Here is a 20032-nt window from a genome sequence, read left to right on the forward strand (position 1 = left end):
ACAGTGTATACTTATTATAAAGTTTAGTTTTAGATAAGGGTAGTATTTTGATGGAAACATCTGGTCTAAGTGCGGCTCAGCCTCTACTGGTTTTGGTAATTGGTATCCCAGGTAGTGGAAAGACTTTTTTTGCTCGGCAATTCTCTGATAGTTATAAATTTTTTTGTTTAGATTCGGGTAAATTCGAGTCCGAACTGCAAGACTTAAACTCTTCTTATGAAGATGTTTCTAAAGTCAGCAATAAATTAGTAGAAAATACTTATGATCAAGCACTAAAAGCTTTTAGGCACATAATACTAACGGGATCTTACAATAATGTTAAACAACGGAATGAGGTAATTACTAAGGCACAAAAGTCTGGCTATAGGACTCTAATTGTCTGGGTTCAAACAGACGAAGAAACTGCAAAGTTTAGAGCAACGAATAGAGATAAAAGAAGACTTGATGATCGAGGCTCAGTACAATTGACAGAAGATGAGTTTACAGAACAAAGTAAGAATTTTAAAAAACCAGATTTAAAGAATGAATCATTTGTTGTGATCAGTGGTAAACATGATTTTAAGAGTCAAAGCGTAATTGTCTTAAAAAAGATTGCAAGTATGTATATGAATAATCTAAATAATAACTCTTCCTCCTCATCTTCAATATCTTCAACAAGAACAGTCCTGAGATAAGTAAATAAAAGTATGAATGATCCAGGATCGCCTTTCTCTCAAAGTTTCGAAATAGAGGGAATCGGAATGATTAAGATTAAAAGACGCAAAGGTCAAAAAAGTACTACTTTAAGATTAAATAAAACTGGAGGAGTTATAGTTAGTACTAATTACTCTACCCCTTTATATAGTTTAAGAAGATTTGTTATAGATAATAAACTTTGGCTCGATGAGGCAAAGCAGAAAAGTGGAATTACTCAAGATGTTGAGATTTTTGATGGTCAATTATTAATACCTGGTCTAATTTTTAAAATAGAACATCAGCCAGGGTTAGCAGATATTGAATTCAAATACAGAAAGAATCAAAATTATATTACTCTAAAAACTCCTTTCTTAACTACTTCTCTTAAGCTTAATGAAGAGAAGAGGGATCAGTTAGAGGTTCTTGTAGTAAAAGCTCTAAGAGAAAAAGCTCAAGGTTATTTACCTAATAGACTGGCTTATATATCAAATGAAATGCAGACCCAATATAATTCTGTGACTATTAGAAATACATCAGGCAGGTGGGGCTCATGTTCTTCTAGAAATGACATCAACTTAAGTCTTTGGTTAATGATTCTTCCGAGCAAGCTGATTGACTATGTAATTGTGCATGAACTCGCGCACACAAGGCATAAAAATCACAAAAAAGAATTCTGGCAAGAAGTTGAAAAGTTCTGCCCAAACTATATGATGCTAAGACAGAAACTTAAAAAGCACTCGTCTCAAGTTTGGTGGTAGAACTTTACCGGCTACTCTGTTAGAATTAAGCTTAAGTTAATAATTTATCAGATTAATGAAGGTAAAGTCGGCTCCGGGAGAATTCAAGCTTTTAAGATCTAATATAGTTTTTATATTAGCTATTTCTTTCATGATTGCCATAAGTGGATTATTCATCTCCTTTGGAACTGATTATTTATATGATAACGGAAAACTTATATACACACTAACATTTATGTCTTTTGTAGGTTTGGCTGTTTTTGCTTTTTTAAGATTACAGCTCCGAGTTGCCGCTCTTGCAACAGAACTTAGAAGAACTGCCGAAGAAGAAGAGTTTGAAAGAAATAGAACCTTAACTCTAATTAATAGTATTAAAGATGCTGTGATATTTGTTGATGACAGTGGTCACGTGGTTCTATATAATGCTGCGACTTTGGATCTTTTAAATACTAACGTTAGTATATCAAGACAAGCCGTAGAAACTGTATTTAAACCGGCTCAAGGGTCTGCAGTTGATTTTAGACGTTTAATGGCGGAGCTAAAAGGATCTCAGACAATTAACTTTAAAAATGAAGTTGGAGACGGAAGATACATAGATTTGACAGTTTCTGTATCACGGGCTCGAAGTGGTTACGGAAAAATTGGAATGCGAGGCTTTGTTTTTGTAGCTAAGCTTAGTGGAGTTGAGAATACAGAATCCGAACAATATCATCTAGAAAGGCATGCTCTAAGAAATTCTTGGGCTATAATTGAGGGTAGTATAGAGAATGCTCAACTTATGCTATCTAGGGATAACATTGAGGGCGCTAAAAAGGCCATTGATACCGCTATAAACAGCGCTGAACAAGTTAAGCAGAAAATACTTTAAACCAAATATATCTGATTATCTTTTATTTTTAGATTAATCTCCCGGGTATCCTTTAATTGTTTAGAGTTTAGTAGAGTTAATTTATCAATTATCTCTTTAGCAATGGCGTTACTTATACCTCTGATACCCTCTTTAGGCTCATAATTACTCACAAAATGGTTAATTAAAGAGTCATCGAAGTTTAGTTTTATGTTAGCCTTTCCAGTCTCGAGTCTGTTGCCAAGTTCATTTAATTTAAGATTGGTTATTATTTTTAGTGATTGTTTGTCAAAGTCTACAAAAGGTAAAATTGCATCAAATCTGTTAATTAGTTCGATCGGCATGACTTTTTCTAGCTCATATCTCATTGTGCTAGTTAAGTAATCTTCGTCTCCAATAGTTTTTGCTGACTTAAAACCAAGCTCTGCTGATCCTAGCATCTTTTTTGAACCAAGGTTACTGGTTAGCATAATTACAGTATTTTTAAAGCTTACGTCCTCCCCTCTTGCAGAAGTTAGCTTTCCATCTTCAAGAATCTGGAGGAGCAAGCTCATAACTTGTGGATGGGCTTTTTCTATCTCGTCAAATAGTATGAGACTGTAAGGTCGCCTTTTTACTTTAGAGAGTAATTCCGATTCTTCCTCATATCCTACAAAGCCTGCTGGAGATCCAATTAGCCGAGCGGATGTATGACTCTGACCAAATTCGCTCATGTCGAGTTTAATGAAACTTGATTCTTCGCTAAAAAGTTCTAGCGCTAGTTGTCTTGCAAGCTCTGTTTTACCAGTTCCACTTGGTCCCATTGCTATAAAGCTAGCTAGTGGTTTTTTATCTTCAGTTAAGCCAAGATTTGATCTACTGAGCGTGCTTATAACTCTATTTACTGCTAGGTCTTGACCAACAATCTTATACTTAATCGATTTTTTAATTCTTGCTAAATCAGAGTTATCTTTAAAGCTAGGTTTTATTCTATTTTCTGGAATATTTGTAATCACTGAGAGGGCTTTGATTATATGAGGTATTGTTAGCAATGGGTGTTGTTTCTTTGGGCTATTGTTTTTAATCTCTACTAATCTTTCTTCAAGATTCTGCCTGGTGTTTTTTAGTTCGTTGGCTTTTATGTAGTCTTCATTATCTAAAGCTACTTTTAAGTTTAATTTAACACTATTGAGCTCGTCTTCTAGAGCTTTGATATCTCTACCATGTGCCACTGGTCCTTTTAAGAGCCTAAGTTTAGCGGCAGCTTCGTCTAATAAATCCAAGGCTTTATCCGGTAAGAATCTCTCTGGGATATATCTACTACTTAAGTTTACGGCCTCTTTTATTGTCTCAGTTGGGATAGTAACATTATGGTGTTCTTGTAACTTATCTTTATTTGTTAGAAGCATTTGGTAGGTATCCTCTTCACTCGCCTCGGGTACTTCTATAGCTTGAAGTCTTCTAGCTAGAGCTCGGTCTTTTTTAATATGTTTTTGATATTCTTCAGAAGTCGTTGCTCCAATTATTTGTAAGTCTCCTCGTGCTAATGCAGGCTTCAAGATATTACCAGCGTCCATACCTCCTTCTGCGTTTCCAGCACCACTTAGCATATGGATTTCATCAATAAAAAGAATTATATCGTGCCTTGCAGTGGATTCTTTTATGATTGCTTTTAGTCTTTCTTCAAAATCTCCTCTATATCTGCTTCCAGCGATTGTGTCGGCAAGATCAATTGAGATTATCTTTTTATTTTTGAGCGAGTGAGGAAGATCTTTATCATCATTAACTATGAGTTGAGCCAGGCCTTCGACGATAGCTGTTTTACCAACTCCCGGCTCCCCTACAAGTATTGGGTTATTTTTTTGGCGTCTTCCGAGTACAACCATTATGCGCTCTAATTGATCCCTTCTCCCATAGAGTGGGTCTAACTTCCCTTCCCCAGCTCTTTTATTAAGATCATCTCCAAAGAACTCGAGGGCTGTCTTTTGCTTTTTTGAGCGTTTTTGGGTTGATGTTTTTGGATTAGAATTATTTTGCTCTTGCTCAATTTCAGACTCTTTTTCTATCATTAAATAATCTTCAAGATGGTCAACAAGTTCTTCTTTAGAAATTCCTGTTAAAGAAAGAGTTTGTTTAAGCTGTTCCGAAGCTTGTATTAAGACTGAAAAGAGTAAGTGTTCTGTTCCACATGCCTGTTTATTAAATGCTTCTGAGAGTTCGATGCCTCCTTCTAGAATACCTTGGATCTTTGGATCAATAAAGCTTGTGATGATATGTGGAGTTTGCTCGATTTTAACATCTTTAAGTCCAAAAGCTCCTTCGATTCTTTTAAAATCTATACCATGATTTTTCAGGATCTTAACAGCAGTTGAATTTTGGTTACCTATTAAGCCCAGTAGTATATGTTTTTCTGTAATTGTCTGATCCCCTTGACTAATAGCAATCTGGAATGCTTTCGCTAAACTTGCTTTAGCGTTTTCTGTAAGTCTTGATGGAATGTCTGTTTGTGAGAAAATCATCTTGGGTTATTCTAAGAGTATCACTCTTTTCTTCATCACCTATATTCAATTAAAATTATATCAGAATTAGCACTCTACGCAAATGAGTGCTAATAGGTTATGTTTATGTTAATTTTTTTATTAAGTTTAGATAAGTTTTTCGTTCTTTAGTGCTTCTTCTAGATTTGGTCGATCAAAACCTACGATATATTTCTCACCTACTTTTGTGACAGGAACACCCATTTGCTTAGTGGCTTCAACAACCTCGCGTCCAGCATCGGTATTTTCTTCAATGTCTATTTCGTCGAATTCAACATCTAAGCCTTTTAGCCAGGTCTTTAATTGGTGGCAAAATCCACACCATGTTGTACTATACACTGTAACTTTACTCATATTTATTATTCTACTACTTTTTGTCGATTTATGATAATCTGATTAACTTTTTGAGGAGTATTTACTCTTGCCGTAGCTGTAATAAAGGTGTATATATTTAATATTGTAATTAAGCAGATTAATATAAGTAGAGCGCTTCGAGCTAAGTTGCGAGGATATGGATTTAACGGGAATGCTTCGTCAATTATTCTGATCATATTAGCAAGGGCTAAGCTTACAATTCCGATAGTAAATGGTAGGCAGAAGATGATAGAAGTAGGGAATAAATATAATGAAGAGAATAGGATTGAAGTAATAAATCCAATGATTAAGTTTTGTCTGGCAAGTCTCTTTTTAAAGGCTTCGTAAAGAGTTAAGCTCAGTGCACCAATCAGGAGGAAGTCAGGTCTCCCCGTTCCTAGACTTAAACCTTTAGTTTGTTTAAGCCCAAAAATTGATTTAGTGTTATGGAGGAGGTTCTCTAAAACTTCTTTTGGATTACTGAATATATTAAAGCCTGTTAGTAGCTTCCAACTTTCTAGATTTGATATTAATATACCCATGTTTAAAAGTGGGAGAATAAAGACTGGAGATAAGATTAAGGTCTTCTCTGCTCTAGTTAGAGTGCCCAAAAAGCCTCTGACTTTTTGTGACTTAACTCCTAAAATTATTAGTACAAGGTAGATATATACCCCAAATATTTGTATAGATATTAGTCCTGTAGCAATCGAGATTATAAAAAAAGAATATTTTCTGAGCTTTTGTTTGATATCAGATTTAGATAGTATGAAATATCCAGAAATTATTAAACTTAATAAAAAGAACATATCTATACCAGGTACATATCCTTGGTGAGAGATCAATATAATCCATGGCGAGCATATAGATAGGATAATAAATACATATGGAAGGTATCTGTTTCTAAACTTAAGGTAAAAACTAATTGCCCAAGCACTCATAGCAATAGAAACTAGTAAAGCGGATGGGAACCTGAGTGCAAAAATATGGTGATTTGAGAATATTTTTAATGTTAGCCACTGTATTAACCCATGGATTGGGTCAGCTGGATTTTTAACAAATGTATTGAGACTTCTAACTGAATCAAGTCTTAGTATTTCGTTCGAATTTAAACTGCTTAAGATTTCAAATTTGAATAACAATAGACTAAGGCCAAACAAGACTAAGCCTAATAGAAAGATAATTTTTAGTGCTTTATCGTTAAACCCTATCTGATTTAACGAGGCTTTAAGTTTTGCTCTAAAATTAAAACTTAATTTTTTGGCGGGATCCATTTTATTGAATAAATATTATTTTGTTTATGCTTTATTATATAACAACAACTTTAGTTATCTTTTATTCTCTATGTCCTCTGTCGAGGTTCATAAATTTTTGATTATCAGGTTTAAAGTAAAGCTCTACTTTGCCTGTAGGACCATTACGGAACTTCGCAATTATTAAGTCTGTGATATGCTTTTTTTCTGTCTCCGGGTTATAATATTCTTCTCTATACAAAAACGCGACTATATCGGCATCTTGTTCGATTGACCCAGACTCCCTTAAATCTGCTAATTGAGGGATTTGAGGATGTCGAGATTCTACACTACGCGAAAGTTGTGAAAGAGCAATAATTGGTACGTCTAATTCACGAGCGAGTATCTTAAGTCCACGACTAATTTCAGAAACTTCTTGGACTCGATTTCCAGAGTCTTTGCCAGTTCCGCTCATTAACTGTAAATAATCGACGACTATTAAGCCAGGTTTTTGTTTGTAGCTAAGTCTTCTAGCTTTTGCGCGCATTTCGGTAACGGTAATTCCTGGAGTATCATCTATATACATGTTCGCCTCACCTAGAGCTCCCCATGCATGGGATAGATTTTCGAAATCTTCATCTGTTAAATTTCCAGTTCTTAGTTTAGAGTTATCTACTCCTGATTCTGTCGAGAGCATTTTGTCTACTAGTTGTTCTTTGCTCATCTCAAGGCTAAAAAATAGAACTGGTAGATTTTCGTCTATTGCTATATTGTGAGCAATATTTAGAGCCAAAGTGGTTTTACCCATTGCTGGACGAGCGGCAATAATAATTAAGTCGGACCTATTTAAGCCGGCTAGTTTTTTATCTATATCGATAAATCCTGTTGGTATTCCTGCTAGTTTACCCCCCTGCTGATGCAGTAACTCTAATTTATCAAACTGTTCGGTCAGTATGGTTTCTATACTTATTAGATCTGTCTTTACAGAGTTTTTTGCAACGTTAAATATTTTTTGTTCGGCTGAGTCTAAAATACTACTCGTATCAGAGTCTGCCTCATCATAGCTTAAGCCTATAATATCTTCACTGGCGGATATTAACCTTCTCCTGAGTGATTTCTCGGAGACAATATCTGCATAGTGTTTAGCATGTGATGCCGTTGCGACGGAGGTTGTGAGTTCTGCTATGTAACTACTACCTCCTACTATTTCTAATTCACCTCGTTCAGAAAGTGCGTTAGTTAAGCTTACTAAATCGACTGGTTTTTGCTCTTCTGTAAGTTTAACAATTGCTGCATAAATTAACTTATGGTTATTTTCATAAAAATCGTCGGCTTTAACAATGTCTACAATTTTAAAGAAGGCATCCTGACTTATTAAGACGCTTCCTAATAAACTTTTTTCTGCATCTAAGTTTTGTGGTGGTAGCTTTTGTATTTTTTTATTTGCCATTCTTTATAGCCTTTTTTTAAAGAGTGTATTTTATTAAATTGAGACCGCTTCTCCTCCGCCCATTAAGCCAATAATATCAGAAAGATCAGTTAAATTTGTTTCTTTGTTGGTCTCATTGTTATCTTCACTTCGCGGGCTATTTTTGTTTTGAGATTTTTTATCTAAAAGACTAGTTTCGATGTTTGGTACTTTTAAACCTATTTCGTTAAATGCTTCTCTAAATATTTGCTTGTTTTTATTTTCAGAAAATATTTTTAAGTGCACTGGATATACTAATTTAATACTTAGGTTGTACGTTTTTTCTGTAAGTTTAGTCTCAGATGGTTTTAGTACAGCTTTTAGGCCTGGGCTTTTTTTAGCAATTATTTCTAAGATATCTGACCACTTTTCTGAAAAGTTCCTAAGAGATAATTTATTTTTATTTTCGTTTTCATCGATCTTTTCTATCTCTTCATTCTTTTTTGAGTTTTCTTTAATCTCTTTGTTGCTCACTGTAATTTTTTCATCTAATTTCTTATCTGTTTCAACTACCGCTGGAATAGGAGGCTTATTTTCTTCTGAATCTTTTGATGATTTGTTATTTGATGTTTTTAGACTACTTAATTTGAGAAGTGTTATTTCTAGGCCTAAGTTTGGTTTAGTAAGAGAACCTAAAGTTAGGAGCTCACTTAAGGTTTGTAATTCTTCAAAAGTTTTTTGTTGAGTCTTAAGTTTGTTGTATACTTGCAGGGCAAGAGATTTTGAGTCTGCGCCCGATTTTATTAACTCTTTTAGTAATTCTGGGATTAAACCGGTTTCGCTAGATTCTATAATTTGGCAGAGTTTTTCTAGAGCTTTATCCTCTGATAAACCTAGAGAGTTTTGGACACTTCTTAAGCTTACAGATTTATTGCCTGAGGCAATTTGATCGAGTAAGCTTAAGGCATCACGCATGCTGCCTTCTGAGTTTTCTGCAATTATTTTTAGTGCTTCATCTTCAAAATCTATATTTTCTTTTTTACAAATATCTTCAAGATGTTTAACAACCTCTTGTTCGTCTATAGGCTTAAAGTAAAATTTTTGTACTCTACTTAGTATTGTAGCTGGAACTTTATGGGCGTCAGTTGTAGCAAGAATGAATATTGCATGAGATGGTGGTTCTTCAATAGTTTTAAGAAGTGCCGCAAAACTGGCTCCACTAAGCATGTGGACCTCATCAATTATATAAACTTTATATTTTAAACTTGCGGGGGCGGAGGTTATCTTCTCGCGCAGGTCACGCATGTCATCAACACCACTATTACTAGCTGCATCAATCTCAATGATATCTAAATGAGTTTTTTCTGAATGGTACTCTGCTTTGTTTATCTCATGAGCGAAAATTCTGGCAATTGAAGTCTTCCCTACTCCTCTTGGTCCAGTAAATAAATAAGCATGGGATATTTTATCTTGCTTAAGCGCGCTTGCTAGTACTTCGACGATATGCTGTTGGCCGACGACCTCTTTAAGGCTTTTTGATCTGTATTTTCTGTATAGAGCTTGAGATGACACGCTTTAAAACCCTCCATATATAACTGTAAGCTATATAGAAATTAATATCTCTTTATTTATTACTTAAGTATAGCAGTCCAACTAACTTAAAATTGATACTGTTAAATAATTTTTAATTAATATTGTCAGCGCGATAATATAGTTGTATAATAAAGATTATGATTAAGAAAGACTGGATACATATACATGAAGTCCCCTATCTTCTAGTGGGTACTCTTAGATTACCCGTTGAACCTTCATCTAGGATTGTTTTGCCGTTAATATGGAAAGCTCCATTTATACATGATAAAGTTGCCTATGCTTTAGTTTCTCGTATGGGAGAAATTCCAGTAACGTTCCTTTATCCAGAGGATAATTTTAGATGGATGTTAAGACATTTAGATAGCCAGGATCAAAAAGTAGTTTTACAATCTGCACAGAAAAAGCCTGTAGATACTCAAGGACGCCTAACAGTTGGTAGTATGGCTGGTCAGGGGACTAATGCTGATCCCGTTACAGTTATGGGAAGAGGAACTTGTTTACAAGTTGTTCCTGAATGTGTGGGTGAATTTTTAGCTAGCAGGAATCAAGAAAATCTTGATAATTTACTTAATAGTAACTAACGGAAGTGGCCACCAAGTAGGTAAACGGCAAGCCCAGTAGAGGCAAACATTACACTTAAGACCCAGTATCTCATGGTTACTTTATATTTTGGCCAACCGATAAGTTGTAAATGGACATGAAGTGGTGCGGCTAAGAAAATCTTTTTGCCTCTAAATCTTTTAGAAAGAAGTTGGATTATCACAGAGAAGGTTGTTAGGTAAAGAAGCGCTGCTATTATTGGCAAAACAAATACTGCATCTGTTATAAAGGCAATGATAGCAATCATCACTGTTAGGGCCATACTGCCTACTTCTGAGAGCATAAACCTAGCTGGCGGGATGTTAAACCATAAGAAGGCAAATAAAGCTCCCACGGTAGCAAAACACAAAGTTGCTACATCAAATTTGCTTTGAGTTATGGCAATAATTCCGAGTGCCATAAGAATTGATGAGAAAACTCCAGAAGAAAGTCCATCGACACCATCAATAATTGTCCCGGAATATGTTGCTGCTACAACTATGACAAAAAGAGCTATAAATAAGAGTACAGGTATATTGTAGTTACCAAAAAAAGGTATATGAAGAGAGCTTAAATCTTGCTTAACTGCCATCCACCATCCACAAAATGCTCCTACAAGAGCAACTGGTATCAGCCTATATTTAATTGAAAGTCCTCCTCCGAGAGATCTGGCCAGTTTACCTTTTAACTTGTCAGCTACTAATAGTTCATCTATTCCACCCACGATGGCTCCAACTGTTAAGCCAAAGAGTGGCAGCCAAGTCTGATTTCTACTTATAAAGTCTAATTTTACAAATTCGCTTGTGCTGGTAATTTTAGAGATAATCCATATACCTAAGGCAGTAGTTAAAAGTCCTGTGAGCATGACTAAGCCACCCATTCTGTATAAAACTTTTTTGTCGTCGTTATCGATACTAGCAGTAAGTGGTGTGGCTTTACCGTCAATAGTTTTAGCTACACTCTTCTTTTTTCTAATGTCGTATTTGACTAAAAAGTACTTCATTATAAACGGAGTCGAAAGTATTCCGATTACAAAAGCTGATACAGTTGGGACTATAAACTTAAGGAGATCTAGTTTGGTGATTTGGAGGACTATATTTACTGGTTGCTCTAGGTCTGTCATTTGTTTTTTTGTTTATTATCTTTTTTGATAATTTTAGTATAACACTCTCAGATTATAGAGGAGCTTCGACTGCTGCCCACTCAGCTTCTGGATTCTCTTCTGGGACAACTATAGTAGCTTGATCTCCAACACTAAGCTTAAAATGGGTCACGCTTGCTAGGAGTATTTTATATTCTTTACTCTCTGCTTGAGCAAAATAATTTCCATCTCTTTGGGTAATTGTTGCTATTAGCTGTTTTCTGGCAACTGGTCCGATTTGCTTAAATAAAAACTTCCCTCCATCAACAATAGTTAATTTTAGTACATCCCCCTGGACTAAATGAGACTTACTGGCATAATTAGCTTGAACTGGGTATATTTTGCTGTTATAGCCAATCATGTTCTGACCATCAAAAACTCCTTCCACTACAGTTTCACCATCTGCTGGTTCAGTATAAGGTGTTGTATGGCTTAACTCTTCTCCATCTCCGACCAAACTTACTAAAAGCTCTTTAGCGGCAAGGAGATTCATCTCGGCCTCTTTTATTAAGTTACGTAGGCGTTTTATTTGTTTTTCATCTAGGTTACTCATTTTTATTTGCCTTTGTTTTATTTTTTAGATTTTTGGTTTATTGTTTTTGGATGTAGATTTATAAAACGATCTTTCATCGTTTAAGAAATCTTTTAGCTCTTTTGTCTTTGGCTTTTATAGTCTCTCACAACTTTAAACCTATGAGCTTAAGCGTAGCACTGTTTAAACTAGCTTTGCAAGCAATTTTTTAAAAAATATTATACAGCTACGTTAATTTCGGCTTTTATCGGAGGTGTGCGATCACCAGCTTTAAATTCGAATGTGTATAACTTCCAGTTATCTACAGTTGGGTCGGGTTTGTATAAATTAATCTTTAGGTAAAGATTATTTGTATGTCTATAGTAACTAGACCTATAAAGAAGCGAAGCTGCTTCGAACTCGGTATTTGTCTCTGGGAGTGCTGTACCTTCTTCACTGGGAGAAAAATTTACTTTTCCGACTTTTTTCTCTATTAGATCTACCTGTTCTCCATCAGCAGATAAACTGTATGAGTTAATCAGTTTTTTAAAATCCTCTTCTGAGGTGCCTAGCTGAGCTTTATTCAAATAATCGGTTATTATTTCATCTGCTTTATTATTTCTGGCTAGAAGTATGATGTTTAGTGCCTGTTTTTCTTCTGATGTTTTTGTATTTATGTTCGACGGTAACATAAAACTCTTTTGAGTTGCTGAAGAGGAGTCCTCTGTTTTATTTATGTTTGGTTTTATTAAAAAAATATAAGTAAGGCTAAGGCTAACTAAGCTTAATAAAATGATTACTAGTTTTTTAAATTTTGGCTTTTTTGTTTTAACCTCAAATCCTAAGTTATTTATGCCACGAAGTTCATCGCGTTGCTCTTTTAATCTCTCGATAATTTGAGCATTAGTCTCTTGCGCATCCTGCTGAGCAATATTTAATTGCTCATGAGTGCCTGACTGGTTTTTTTGTGCAGTATTTACTGGTTCCACTTTTATTTAAGTTTAGTAAGTTGGTTTTATTAAGCTTAAGTTTAACAGAAATGTTATTTTTCTATCTAATAGTATTTACTTGGGTCAGTGTACAGATTATTGTGTTAGAATTCTAAGCTATATGGATTTGAATCAACTTGTTACTACAGTAGGTTTGCTCGGAATTTGGCTGATTTTATTTGCAGAATCTGGTCTTCTTTTTGGTTTTTTCTTGCCTGGGGATAGTTTGCTTCTTACTGCTGGGATTTTAGCTGCGGGAGGTAACTATTTTGGTATCATTCCTCTTTTAATAGTTTGTATATCGGCAGCAATTTTAGGTGATAGCGCAGGCTACGCTATTGGTGCTACAACTGGAAAAAAGATTAAAAATAATAAAAATAGCTTTATTGTTAAAATGGGCTATCTAAATGAGGCTGAAAAGTTTTATAACAAACATGGAGGCAAAACTATTGTTTTTGCAAGATTTGTGCCTGCGGTAAGGAGTTTCGTACCAATGGTTGCGGGTATGAGCAATATGCACTATTTAAGCTTTATTAAGTTTAATGTGATTGGTGGTATTTTATGGGGTGGTGGTGTAACTCTAATTGGATACTACTTTGGTAAAATTGATTGGGTACGCCGCTACTTTGAGTTAATTATTATTGGTATTATCCTAGCCTCTCTTATACCTGGCTTGTGGCATGTGGCGAGTACAAGAGAAAAACGTGCCAGACTAAAAACTAATATTTTAGCTGCCAAAAAGAGCTTAAAAGAGCACAGAATGAATAAAAAAGCTACTAAGAATAAGAAGTAATCTAAAAAATTATGAAAGCTACAACGATAAAAAAGAAGGTAAAACCGACTAAGCTACTTTGGATAGATCTAGAGATGACCGGTCTTGATACTGATACTGAGGTAATTACAGAAGTTGCTGCTTTAGTTTCTGACTTTAAGCTTAAAATTGAAGAAGAGTATGAAGCTGTTGTGCATTACTCAGAAGATGAGCTTCAAAAAAGATTTGATGCTGAAGAACAGGGTTTTTGGAACTCGATGCCAGAAGAACGAGATAAACTTAAAAAAGCATGCGCTAAGTCTAAAAAAAGTCTTAAAGAGATCGAAAAGGAGCTAATTAAGATTTGTAAAAAAAGCTTCCCTAAAGAAGAAAAGATTATTTTAGCGGGTAATTCTATCAGGGCAGATCGTGAATTTATTGAGAAATATATGCCAGATCTAACTTCTCTGCTCCACTACCGTATGTTTGATGTAACTGGGCTTAAAATTTGGATCGAAGGTAATGGCCATGAAGGGCGCAAAAAAGAAGAGCGTCATCGAGCGCTTTACGACATCCACGAGAGCATGGCTGAGCTTAAATATTACCTTGAGAAGGGCTGGATGAGGCTCTAGTATTTTAACTTGTAGCACTTAGGCTAAGCATAGTCCCTGCAGCATGTGTTAAAAGATTGGCGGCACACCCCATGTGCTCAGGTGGTATTGTGTGCGTTCTTGATGTCGCGACTACTTTTTGTCGTGTGGCACTTCTAGTGATTTGTATTGGGCAATTTGGGCAGCTCTCGTCTGTTTTTTTAATTTCTGCAATTTGGACAGATGGTGTCCATAGCTCTACTACCCCGCTCTTATGGAACAGCTCCCAAGCTAGACTGAGGCACTCAAGGGTTCTGGAAAGTTCGTAGACACTAACGACTTGGTCGCCTTCGCCTAAGTCTGTGACAATACGGACTTCCCCAAGGCTAGGTCTTCTCATATTGTTATTATTCTAACATAGAACAATGATGCAAGTCAATGTTTTTGTTGCATTTTATAGGCTTTGGTAAAATTAGAGGTAAATGACTCATGGGCAAGAAATTCGTGATTATCTACTAGCTAAACCAAATGCTTGGCTTGACTTCCCTTTTGGTCCAGAAGCCGAAGTTTACAAAGTTGGCGAGGGTGATAAAGCTAAGATGTTTGCAATAATACAATCTGGTAAAGATCCTGTTAACTTAAGTTTAAAGTGTGATCCTAACCTGGCTGAGCACTTAAGAGAGAAGTTTATAACGGTGATGCCTGGCTATCACTTAAATAAGAAGCACTGGAATACTATTGTCTGTTCTGGAGAGGTCTCTGAGCAGGATTTAAAAGATTTAATTGATCTAAGCTATAGATTAGTCACTGAATAAAATTATTGGACAATTATATCTTTTTTGGTATAATTTGTACCTAGGTTTTGCCCAAAGACAGTAGCCAGAGCAAGTTAATAAATTTTTTTATAACAGCTTAAGAAGTACTACCGAGGGTCTGAAATTAAAAATGTTTGTATAAAAATTAGTAGCACAAGTTGTTTGACTAGTTCTGCTATAATAAAAATGAACAAACTTTTTAAATAAGGTTTTTCAGATTCAAAAGAGTCATTGGCATTTGCGAGAGCCAACGACTCTTTTTAATTTAACAAAATCCTGCGCACTACTCTTTTTAAAAGAAAAGGGTCGGCTAGTGTTTAAAAAAATAAAGGTATAAAGTTTTATGGCTTTAACAAAAGAACAAAAAGATGCGGTTGTTGCTGAAGTTACAGAACTTCTTACGACTAGTAAGATGACTGTAATCTGTGAGTACCAAGGGATGAGCGTTGCTCAGGCTCAAGAACTCCGCAGAAATGCATTACAAAATGGTAGCAGCGTAAAAGTTGTTAAGAATCGTCTTTTAAGGCATGCGGCTTCTAAAATTGAATCTTTAAAAGATCTTGATTTAAGTGGTCATGCTGGTCAGCTAATGTACATCTTCAATCCTGAAGATGAAGTAGCAGCAGCTAAGCTTGCCAATGAATTCGCTAAAAAGAACCCCGAGCTTAAACTCGTGGCTGCATTTAGTGATGAAGGCGTTCTTATGGACGAAGCTGGGGCTAAGGCTCTTGCTGCTCTACCAAATAGACAAGAAATGCTTGCCACTCTAATCAATACTCTTAAGGCTCCGGCTAGAGGTGTGGTTAGTGGTCTTTCTGGTAACTTGGGCGGGTTAGTCCAGGCACTTGAAGCTAAAGCAAATTAAGTAAATAAATAACTTAAGGAATTAAATAATAATATGGCAGATGTTAAAAAATTAGCAGATGAGCTTGTTAAGCTTACTGTTTTAGAAGTAAAAGAATTAAGTGACATCTTAAAAGATGAATACGGTATTGAGCCTGCTGCAGCTGCTGTTGCAGTTGCTGGGGCTGCTCCTACAGCTGGTGGTGATGAAGCTGGTGGTGATGAAGCTAAGAGTGACTTTACTGTTATGTTAAAAGATGCTGGCGCTCAAAAGGTTGCAGTTATCAAAGCAGTTAAAGAAGCTACTGGTTTAGGTCTCGGTGAGGCTAAGGCTATCGTAGATGAGGCTCCTAAGGCCGTCAAAGAAGGCGTACCAAAGGAAGAAGCTGAGGCTATGAAGAAGGCTCTAGAAGAAGCTGGTGCTACTGTTGAGCTAGTTTAGTTCTTACTAAATTACTTAAACTAAAAGATCCTAGATTTTGTCTGGGATCTTTTTTGGTTATAATTAAGCTTATGATTGATGTTTTAATGGTTGGTTTTGCTGTAATGTATGCTCTGAGCGCTTATCTCAGAAAGAGTACAATCGGCGGGGCTGTCTTTGGTCTATATGCTGGTTTATTCTTTAATACCCAGTATAACTCTAGCTTTGTTACTTGGATATCACGTCATGGTGTTGAGGGTGACGCTAGTTTTTTAAATGCTGCCGTGGCTCTTTTCTTTATACTCTTCCCTACTATCTTAGCTTTACTTAATTTTAGGAGCTCTCGAGGTCATTTAGTCCTGAGATTAGGGCTATCAATTCTCTTAGGTGTATTAACGGGTTATTATGTAGGTATTGTCTTGGGATCCACAAGCAGTCTGAATGGTTTATCCACTGGTCCGATTTATGATTTTGTAGAGAGTTTTATAACACCAATAGGTGTAGTTGCTATGGGGCTAGGAATGGCAGATATAGTAATGGGTAAGAGTAAGAAAGCTAAGGAAGAATAAACTTAAGCGTCTTGATTTTAAACTGTAAAGGGTGTATCTTTTAAGTAGGTATTAGTTTAGGTGCAAGACACCAGGATTTAGAATGAAAAACAAAAAGCTCAAAAAAAATAAATCTAGAAATAAATTGGTTGCGACAATTGTTGTAGCTTTACTCCTTTGTGCTACTATAGCGTACGTGACATTCTTTAGGGATAACTCATCTGAGGTAAGTCAGCAGGAGCAACAAACTGCTGAGCAAGCCGACGTAGATTCTGCTAAGCAACGGGTTGAGGAAGAATCTCAAAACGAACCACTTAAGGATAACGAACAATCCGCTGAGGATAACTCCACTACTCAATCTGCTGAGCCAATAATGTTAAGCAATTTAAGCTTTAGTCAGTCGGATGGGATGGTTAGGGCAAGCGTTGAGGTTTCTGGCATGACTTCTGGTGATTGTAGCTTTATATTCACCGATAGTGACGGGCGTGCTATTACTAAGGCTGCTCAAGTATCTGCTGGCAAATGCTCGCTCAGTGCTCCAGAAGTGGAATTTACCAATATCGGTCAATACTCTTTAGTAGCTAAGGTTAAAGATAAATCTATATCAAAGACTATTAATATTGATTAAAATAACTATGGATATTAGAAGAAAGAGACTTAGTTTTGGAGGTATAACGTTATTTGTTGTCCTTTTATTAAGTGTTTTTAATTTTTCTCCAAAAACAAATGCTTTAAGTGGGTCTGAGTTTAACGCCGGGAGAATCATTGACGATGCAGTTTTCTTCAATTCTAACTCGATGAGTGTGGCAGAGATTCAAAGCTTTTTGAATAATAAAGTTACTTGTGACACTAACGGTTCTAAAATGACCGGGGGTATAACTAGGGCTCAGTACGCTGCTCAAAGAGGTTGGCCAACTGTCTTTACTTGTTTACCTCAGTATAGGGAGAACCCTTCCACACACGAAAATAATATTGGTAACCCAAATTACAACCCACCAGGTTCTCATAGCGCTGCTCAGATTATTTATAATGTTAGCTCAGATTGGGGAGTAAGCTCAAAAGCTCTAATCGTACTACTTCAAAAAGAACAAGGGTTAGTTACTGATGAGTGGCCAGTACCTCGACAATATCAAATAGCTACTGGTTATGGTTGCCCTGACACCGCACCGTGCGATGAACAGTATTATGGATTTGTAAATCAATTGACTAAGGCAGCATATCAATTCAAAAGATATGTTCAGAATTCGTCTGGGTATAGATACAGGGCTGGTCAAGTTAACTCGATTTACTGGTCCCCAACTACTTCTTGTGGTGCCAGCAATGTATATATTGAAAATGGCGCTACGGCAGCGCTATATAACTACACACCATATAGACCAAATCAAGCTGCATTGAATAATTTATATGGCACGGGAGATGGGTGCTCAGCTTACGGAAATAGAAACTTCTGGAGATATTTTAGAGACTGGTTCGGGACTGTAAGTGCCGATCCTTCACTCTATAGCGCAGTAGTAAAGGATGTCCGAGATGGTAAGATATATTTGGCCACTTATTCAAGGTTGCATTATATACCGTCACAAGAAATCGCAGATGCATGGGGGATAGATTTGGATTCTGCCCAAGAGCCACCTTTAACTTACTTTGCAAGTCGGTCTGTCGGACCTAATATAGTTAACTTGGCTAAAGACCGATTTGGGAATGTTTTTGTGATGGATGGAGGTGAGCGACATTATGTACAAACCTCGGGAGTGGCTGCATTATGGGGTTTAAATATCCAGGACTCTATACAAGCTGATGGATTTATTAATTCTGCTAGAGATGGGAGATGGCTCTCTAAATGTGTTGGTGTAATCGGGGGCTCTGATGGTTGGATTGGGGATACGAATGTCCGCCACTTGATTGGTTCCTCAGTAGCAAAAGCTTGGGGGTGTAATTCTGCTACTGGCATGTACGCATCGACATCTTTTGTTGAGCGTTTGCAACCCGGCGGAGCACCAGGTAGGTTCGTGCAATTTCAAGGCAAGCGTTATCTTGTGGAGGCTGGTTCGTTGTGGTCTTCAAGTGACAATAATGTAGTCTCTTGGTATAACGCAAGTGGTGATAGCTACTTCAACTGTAGTCTTGATTTGTGCTCAACCTTGCCAAAAAAAGATTTAAACTGGTTAGCTGAGGATATTAGCACTGGGAGGTGGTATGTAATCGAGGCTGGTAAAAAGCGTTATGTTAAAAACGGCAAAATAGCAAAAGCTTGGGGATTTGAGAATTTTAGTCCTAGATCTCTGCTTAGTAATGACTTGCTAGATACTTTAGCTAATGGAGCTGATTTAGGATTGTCTGCAAGATCTACTGCACCGGTTAGGTATTATATTTTGGGCGGGGATACAAAGCACTACATCCCTAATCAGACCGCTATTGATGAATGGGTTCCAGAAGGCGAAGCTATAGATTCTATAGATGTTGCGGTGTTAAATAAGTATGTCGATGGAGATTCATTAAGCTCGCCTGTCTCTAAAGACACGAACGGTCAGTACTACATTCTACAGGGAGGGGTTAAATACCCAATTGAATCTAGAAAAGTAAGTTCTTGGTCAGATAATCCTATTAATGTCGCTACAAAGCAAGTAGAGAGTATGGATACTGGAATTAGTATTGGAAACATAGTCTATTATGACGTAGGTGGGCAAAGACAGTATTTTGCAGTAATTGATAAAAAAAGGTATCAGGCAAACTATAATCAAGTAAAGAATAGTTGGGCTCTGGATCAAGCCATAAGAGCTAAGCCTTCTAGCCTAGATCGGTATGCACTCCAATCTGCACCTCTTAGCCCTTTAGTGCGATTATCTGGTAAAGTCTATAGCCTATCTAATCTAAAGAAGAAGGAGCTAAACCAGTACATCTTAAATAGAATAGACTCATCAAAAATACTCGATTTGAGTAGTGATGTGTTTGACAATAGTACATTACCTCAAGGGTCATCTTATTTATTGAAAGACAATGGAAGTAGCAATATTTGGCTAGTATCTACTAAAGGTAAGGTTTTACTTACAAGTACTGCTCAAGCACTTAATCTAGGATATATATCAATGGGTCAAGAGTTTAACCAATTAGATATAGAGACTATAAATTTAATTCCAAATGATAACACCGTTCCATCATTAGTAGTTAGATCACCAAGTGGTTCGATGAAGCTAGTAAGTTTTGGTGGTGGGTTAGGATTTGGAGATGCGGACACTGCACTTGCCTATATTGGAGTGTCTGGTAGCGTAGTGGATGTTTCACAAAGTATATTTGATTCATACGGTTTCCCTCGTAATGCAACAAGACTTATACGAGATGATGCAGGAAAAGTATATTGGCTTGAGGGTGGTAAAAAGCGATGGATATTGAATGGTGGTCTACTTGGAACGAGGTTTAACGGCATAACACAAACTTACTTACATAGTACAGTTATGACTTTGATACCTGATGGAACTGTATTAAATTAA

Annotated in this window: 21 protein-coding genes; 12 read left to right on the forward strand and 9 right to left on the reverse strand. The window is 36.4% G+C overall.

Translation table 11 applies throughout. The features are described 5' to 3' along the window. The first annotated feature begins 50 nt into the window (after window positions 1-50). From H6799_02055 to H6799_02065, 3 genes are read left to right on the forward strand one after another with little or no spacing between them, the layout of a single operon-like run. Window positions 51-674: an ATP-binding protein gene (locus tag H6799_02055; GenBank protein USN97139.1), complete on the forward strand. Its 624-nt coding sequence runs from the start codon at window positions 51-53 to the stop codon at window positions 672-674. A gap of 12 nt (window positions 675-686) precedes the next feature. Next, window positions 687-1433 carry a M48 family metallopeptidase gene (locus H6799_02060; GenBank protein USN97140.1) on the forward strand — a complete coding sequence of 249 codons (747 nt, stop codon included), beginning with the start codon at window positions 687-689 and terminating at the stop codon, window positions 1431-1433. 55 nt (window positions 1434-1488) lie between these two features. Further along, window positions 1489-2280 (forward strand): PAS domain-containing protein, encoded by a 792-nt coding sequence (locus tag H6799_02065; protein USN97141.1) that lies wholly within the window; start codon window positions 1489-1491, stop codon window positions 2278-2280. Here H6799_02065 and H6799_02070 read toward each other — a convergent pair. The 5 genes from H6799_02070 to dnaX form a co-directional block, all read right to left on the reverse strand. Continuing rightward, complete coding sequence (locus tag H6799_02070; GenBank protein ID USN97142.1) at window positions 2277-4757, reverse strand: ATP-dependent Clp protease ATP-binding subunit; 2481 nt, start codon at window positions 4755-4757, stop codon at window positions 2277-2279. The genes H6799_02065 and H6799_02070 overlap by 4 nt on opposite strands. 126 nt (window positions 4758-4883) lie before the next feature. Further along, the gene (locus H6799_02075; GenBank protein USN97143.1) at window positions 4884-5129 is read right to left on the reverse strand and encodes a glutaredoxin family protein; all 246 of its coding nucleotides are present in this window, start codon (window positions 5127-5129) and stop codon (window positions 4884-4886) included. Window positions 5130-5134: 5 nt separating this feature from the next. Next, window positions 5135-6400, reverse strand: coding sequence for a hypothetical protein (locus tag H6799_02080; GenBank protein USN97144.1), 1266 nt, complete (start codon window positions 6398-6400; stop codon window positions 5135-5137). Window positions 6401-6461: 61 nt separating this feature from the next. Continuing rightward, window positions 6462-7808: a replicative DNA helicase gene (dnaB, locus tag H6799_02085; GenBank protein ID USN97145.1), complete on the reverse strand. Its 1347-nt coding sequence runs from the start codon at window positions 7806-7808 to the stop codon at window positions 6462-6464. Between the two features lie 33 nt (window positions 7809-7841). Further along, window positions 7842-9338: a DNA polymerase III subunit gamma/tau gene (gene dnaX / locus H6799_02090; GenBank protein USN97146.1), complete on the reverse strand. Its 1497-nt coding sequence runs from the start codon at window positions 9336-9338 to the stop codon at window positions 7842-7844. 314 nt (window positions 9339-9652) lie between these two features. On the opposite strand from dnaX, the gene H6799_02095 reads away from it, so the two are divergent. After that, window positions 9653-9940, forward strand: a complete 288-nt coding sequence (locus H6799_02095; protein USN97147.1) for a hypothetical protein — start codon at window positions 9653-9655, stop codon at window positions 9938-9940. Here H6799_02095 and H6799_02100 read toward each other — a convergent pair. The 3 genes from H6799_02100 to H6799_02110 all read right to left on the reverse strand — a co-directional run bounded on the left by H6799_02100 (window position 9937) and on the right by H6799_02110 (window position 12579). Continuing rightward, the gene (locus H6799_02100) at window positions 9937-11061 is read right to left on the reverse strand and encodes a hypothetical protein (protein USN97148.1); all 1125 of its coding nucleotides are present in this window, start codon (window positions 11059-11061) and stop codon (window positions 9937-9939) included. The genes H6799_02095 and H6799_02100 overlap by 4 nt on opposite strands. Before the next feature lie 52 nt (window positions 11062-11113). Beyond that, window positions 11114-11632: a hypothetical protein gene (locus H6799_02105; protein ID USN97149.1), complete on the reverse strand. Its 519-nt coding sequence runs from the start codon at window positions 11630-11632 to the stop codon at window positions 11114-11116. A 197-nt stretch (window positions 11633-11829) separates the two neighbouring features. Then, the gene (locus H6799_02110; protein USN97150.1) at window positions 11830-12579 is read right to left on the reverse strand and encodes a hypothetical protein; all 750 of its coding nucleotides are present in this window, start codon (window positions 12577-12579) and stop codon (window positions 11830-11832) included. Between the two features lie 121 nt (window positions 12580-12700). On the opposite strand from H6799_02110, the gene H6799_02115 reads away from it, so the two are divergent. After that, window positions 12701-13372, forward strand: a complete 672-nt coding sequence (locus tag H6799_02115) for a VTT domain-containing protein (GenBank protein ID USN97151.1) — start codon at window positions 12701-12703, stop codon at window positions 13370-13372. 11 nt (window positions 13373-13383) lie between these two features. Continuing rightward, window positions 13384-13962: an oligoribonuclease gene (orn, locus tag H6799_02120; GenBank protein ID USN97152.1), complete on the forward strand. Its 579-nt coding sequence runs from the start codon at window positions 13384-13386 to the stop codon at window positions 13960-13962. Window positions 13963-13966: 4 nt separating this feature from the next. On the opposite strand, the gene H6799_02125 is transcribed toward orn, so the two are convergent. Further along, window positions 13967-14320, reverse strand: coding sequence for a hypothetical protein (locus H6799_02125; GenBank protein ID USN97153.1), 354 nt, complete (start codon window positions 14318-14320; stop codon window positions 13967-13969). Between the two features lie 82 nt (window positions 14321-14402). Between H6799_02125 and H6799_02130 the strand changes: the two genes are divergently transcribed. From H6799_02130 to H6799_02155, 6 genes are all read left to right on the forward strand, one after another. After that, window positions 14403-14735 (forward strand): MmcQ/YjbR family DNA-binding protein, encoded by a 333-nt coding sequence (locus H6799_02130; GenBank protein USN97154.1) that lies wholly within the window; start codon window positions 14403-14405, stop codon window positions 14733-14735. Between the two features lie 343 nt (window positions 14736-15078). Continuing rightward, a complete protein-coding gene (locus tag H6799_02135) occupies window positions 15079-15600 on the forward strand; it encodes a 50S ribosomal protein L10 (GenBank protein ID USN97155.1) in 522 nt (173 codons plus the stop codon). Between the two features lie 33 nt (window positions 15601-15633). Next, window positions 15634-16020 (forward strand): 50S ribosomal protein L7/L12, encoded by a 387-nt coding sequence (gene rplL, locus H6799_02140; GenBank protein USN97156.1) that lies wholly within the window; start codon window positions 15634-15636, stop codon window positions 16018-16020. A gap of 71 nt (window positions 16021-16091) precedes the next feature. After that, a complete protein-coding gene (locus H6799_02145) occupies window positions 16092-16568 on the forward strand; it encodes a hypothetical protein (GenBank protein ID USN97157.1) in 477 nt (158 codons plus the stop codon). 82 nt (window positions 16569-16650) lie between these two features. Continuing rightward, window positions 16651-17175 (forward strand): hypothetical protein, encoded by a 525-nt coding sequence (locus H6799_02150; protein USN97158.1) that lies wholly within the window; start codon window positions 16651-16653, stop codon window positions 17173-17175. Window positions 17176-17182: 7 nt separating this feature from the next. Continuing rightward, the gene (locus H6799_02155) at window positions 17183-20032 is read left to right on the forward strand and encodes a hypothetical protein (protein USN97159.1); all 2850 of its coding nucleotides are present in this window, start codon (window positions 17183-17185) and stop codon (window positions 20030-20032) included.

It is taken from the genome of Candidatus Nomurabacteria bacterium (assembly GCA_023898665.1).
Classification (GTDB): domain Bacteria; phylum Patescibacteriota; class Saccharimonadia; order Saccharimonadales; family HK-STAS-PATE-42; genus HK-STAS-PATE-42.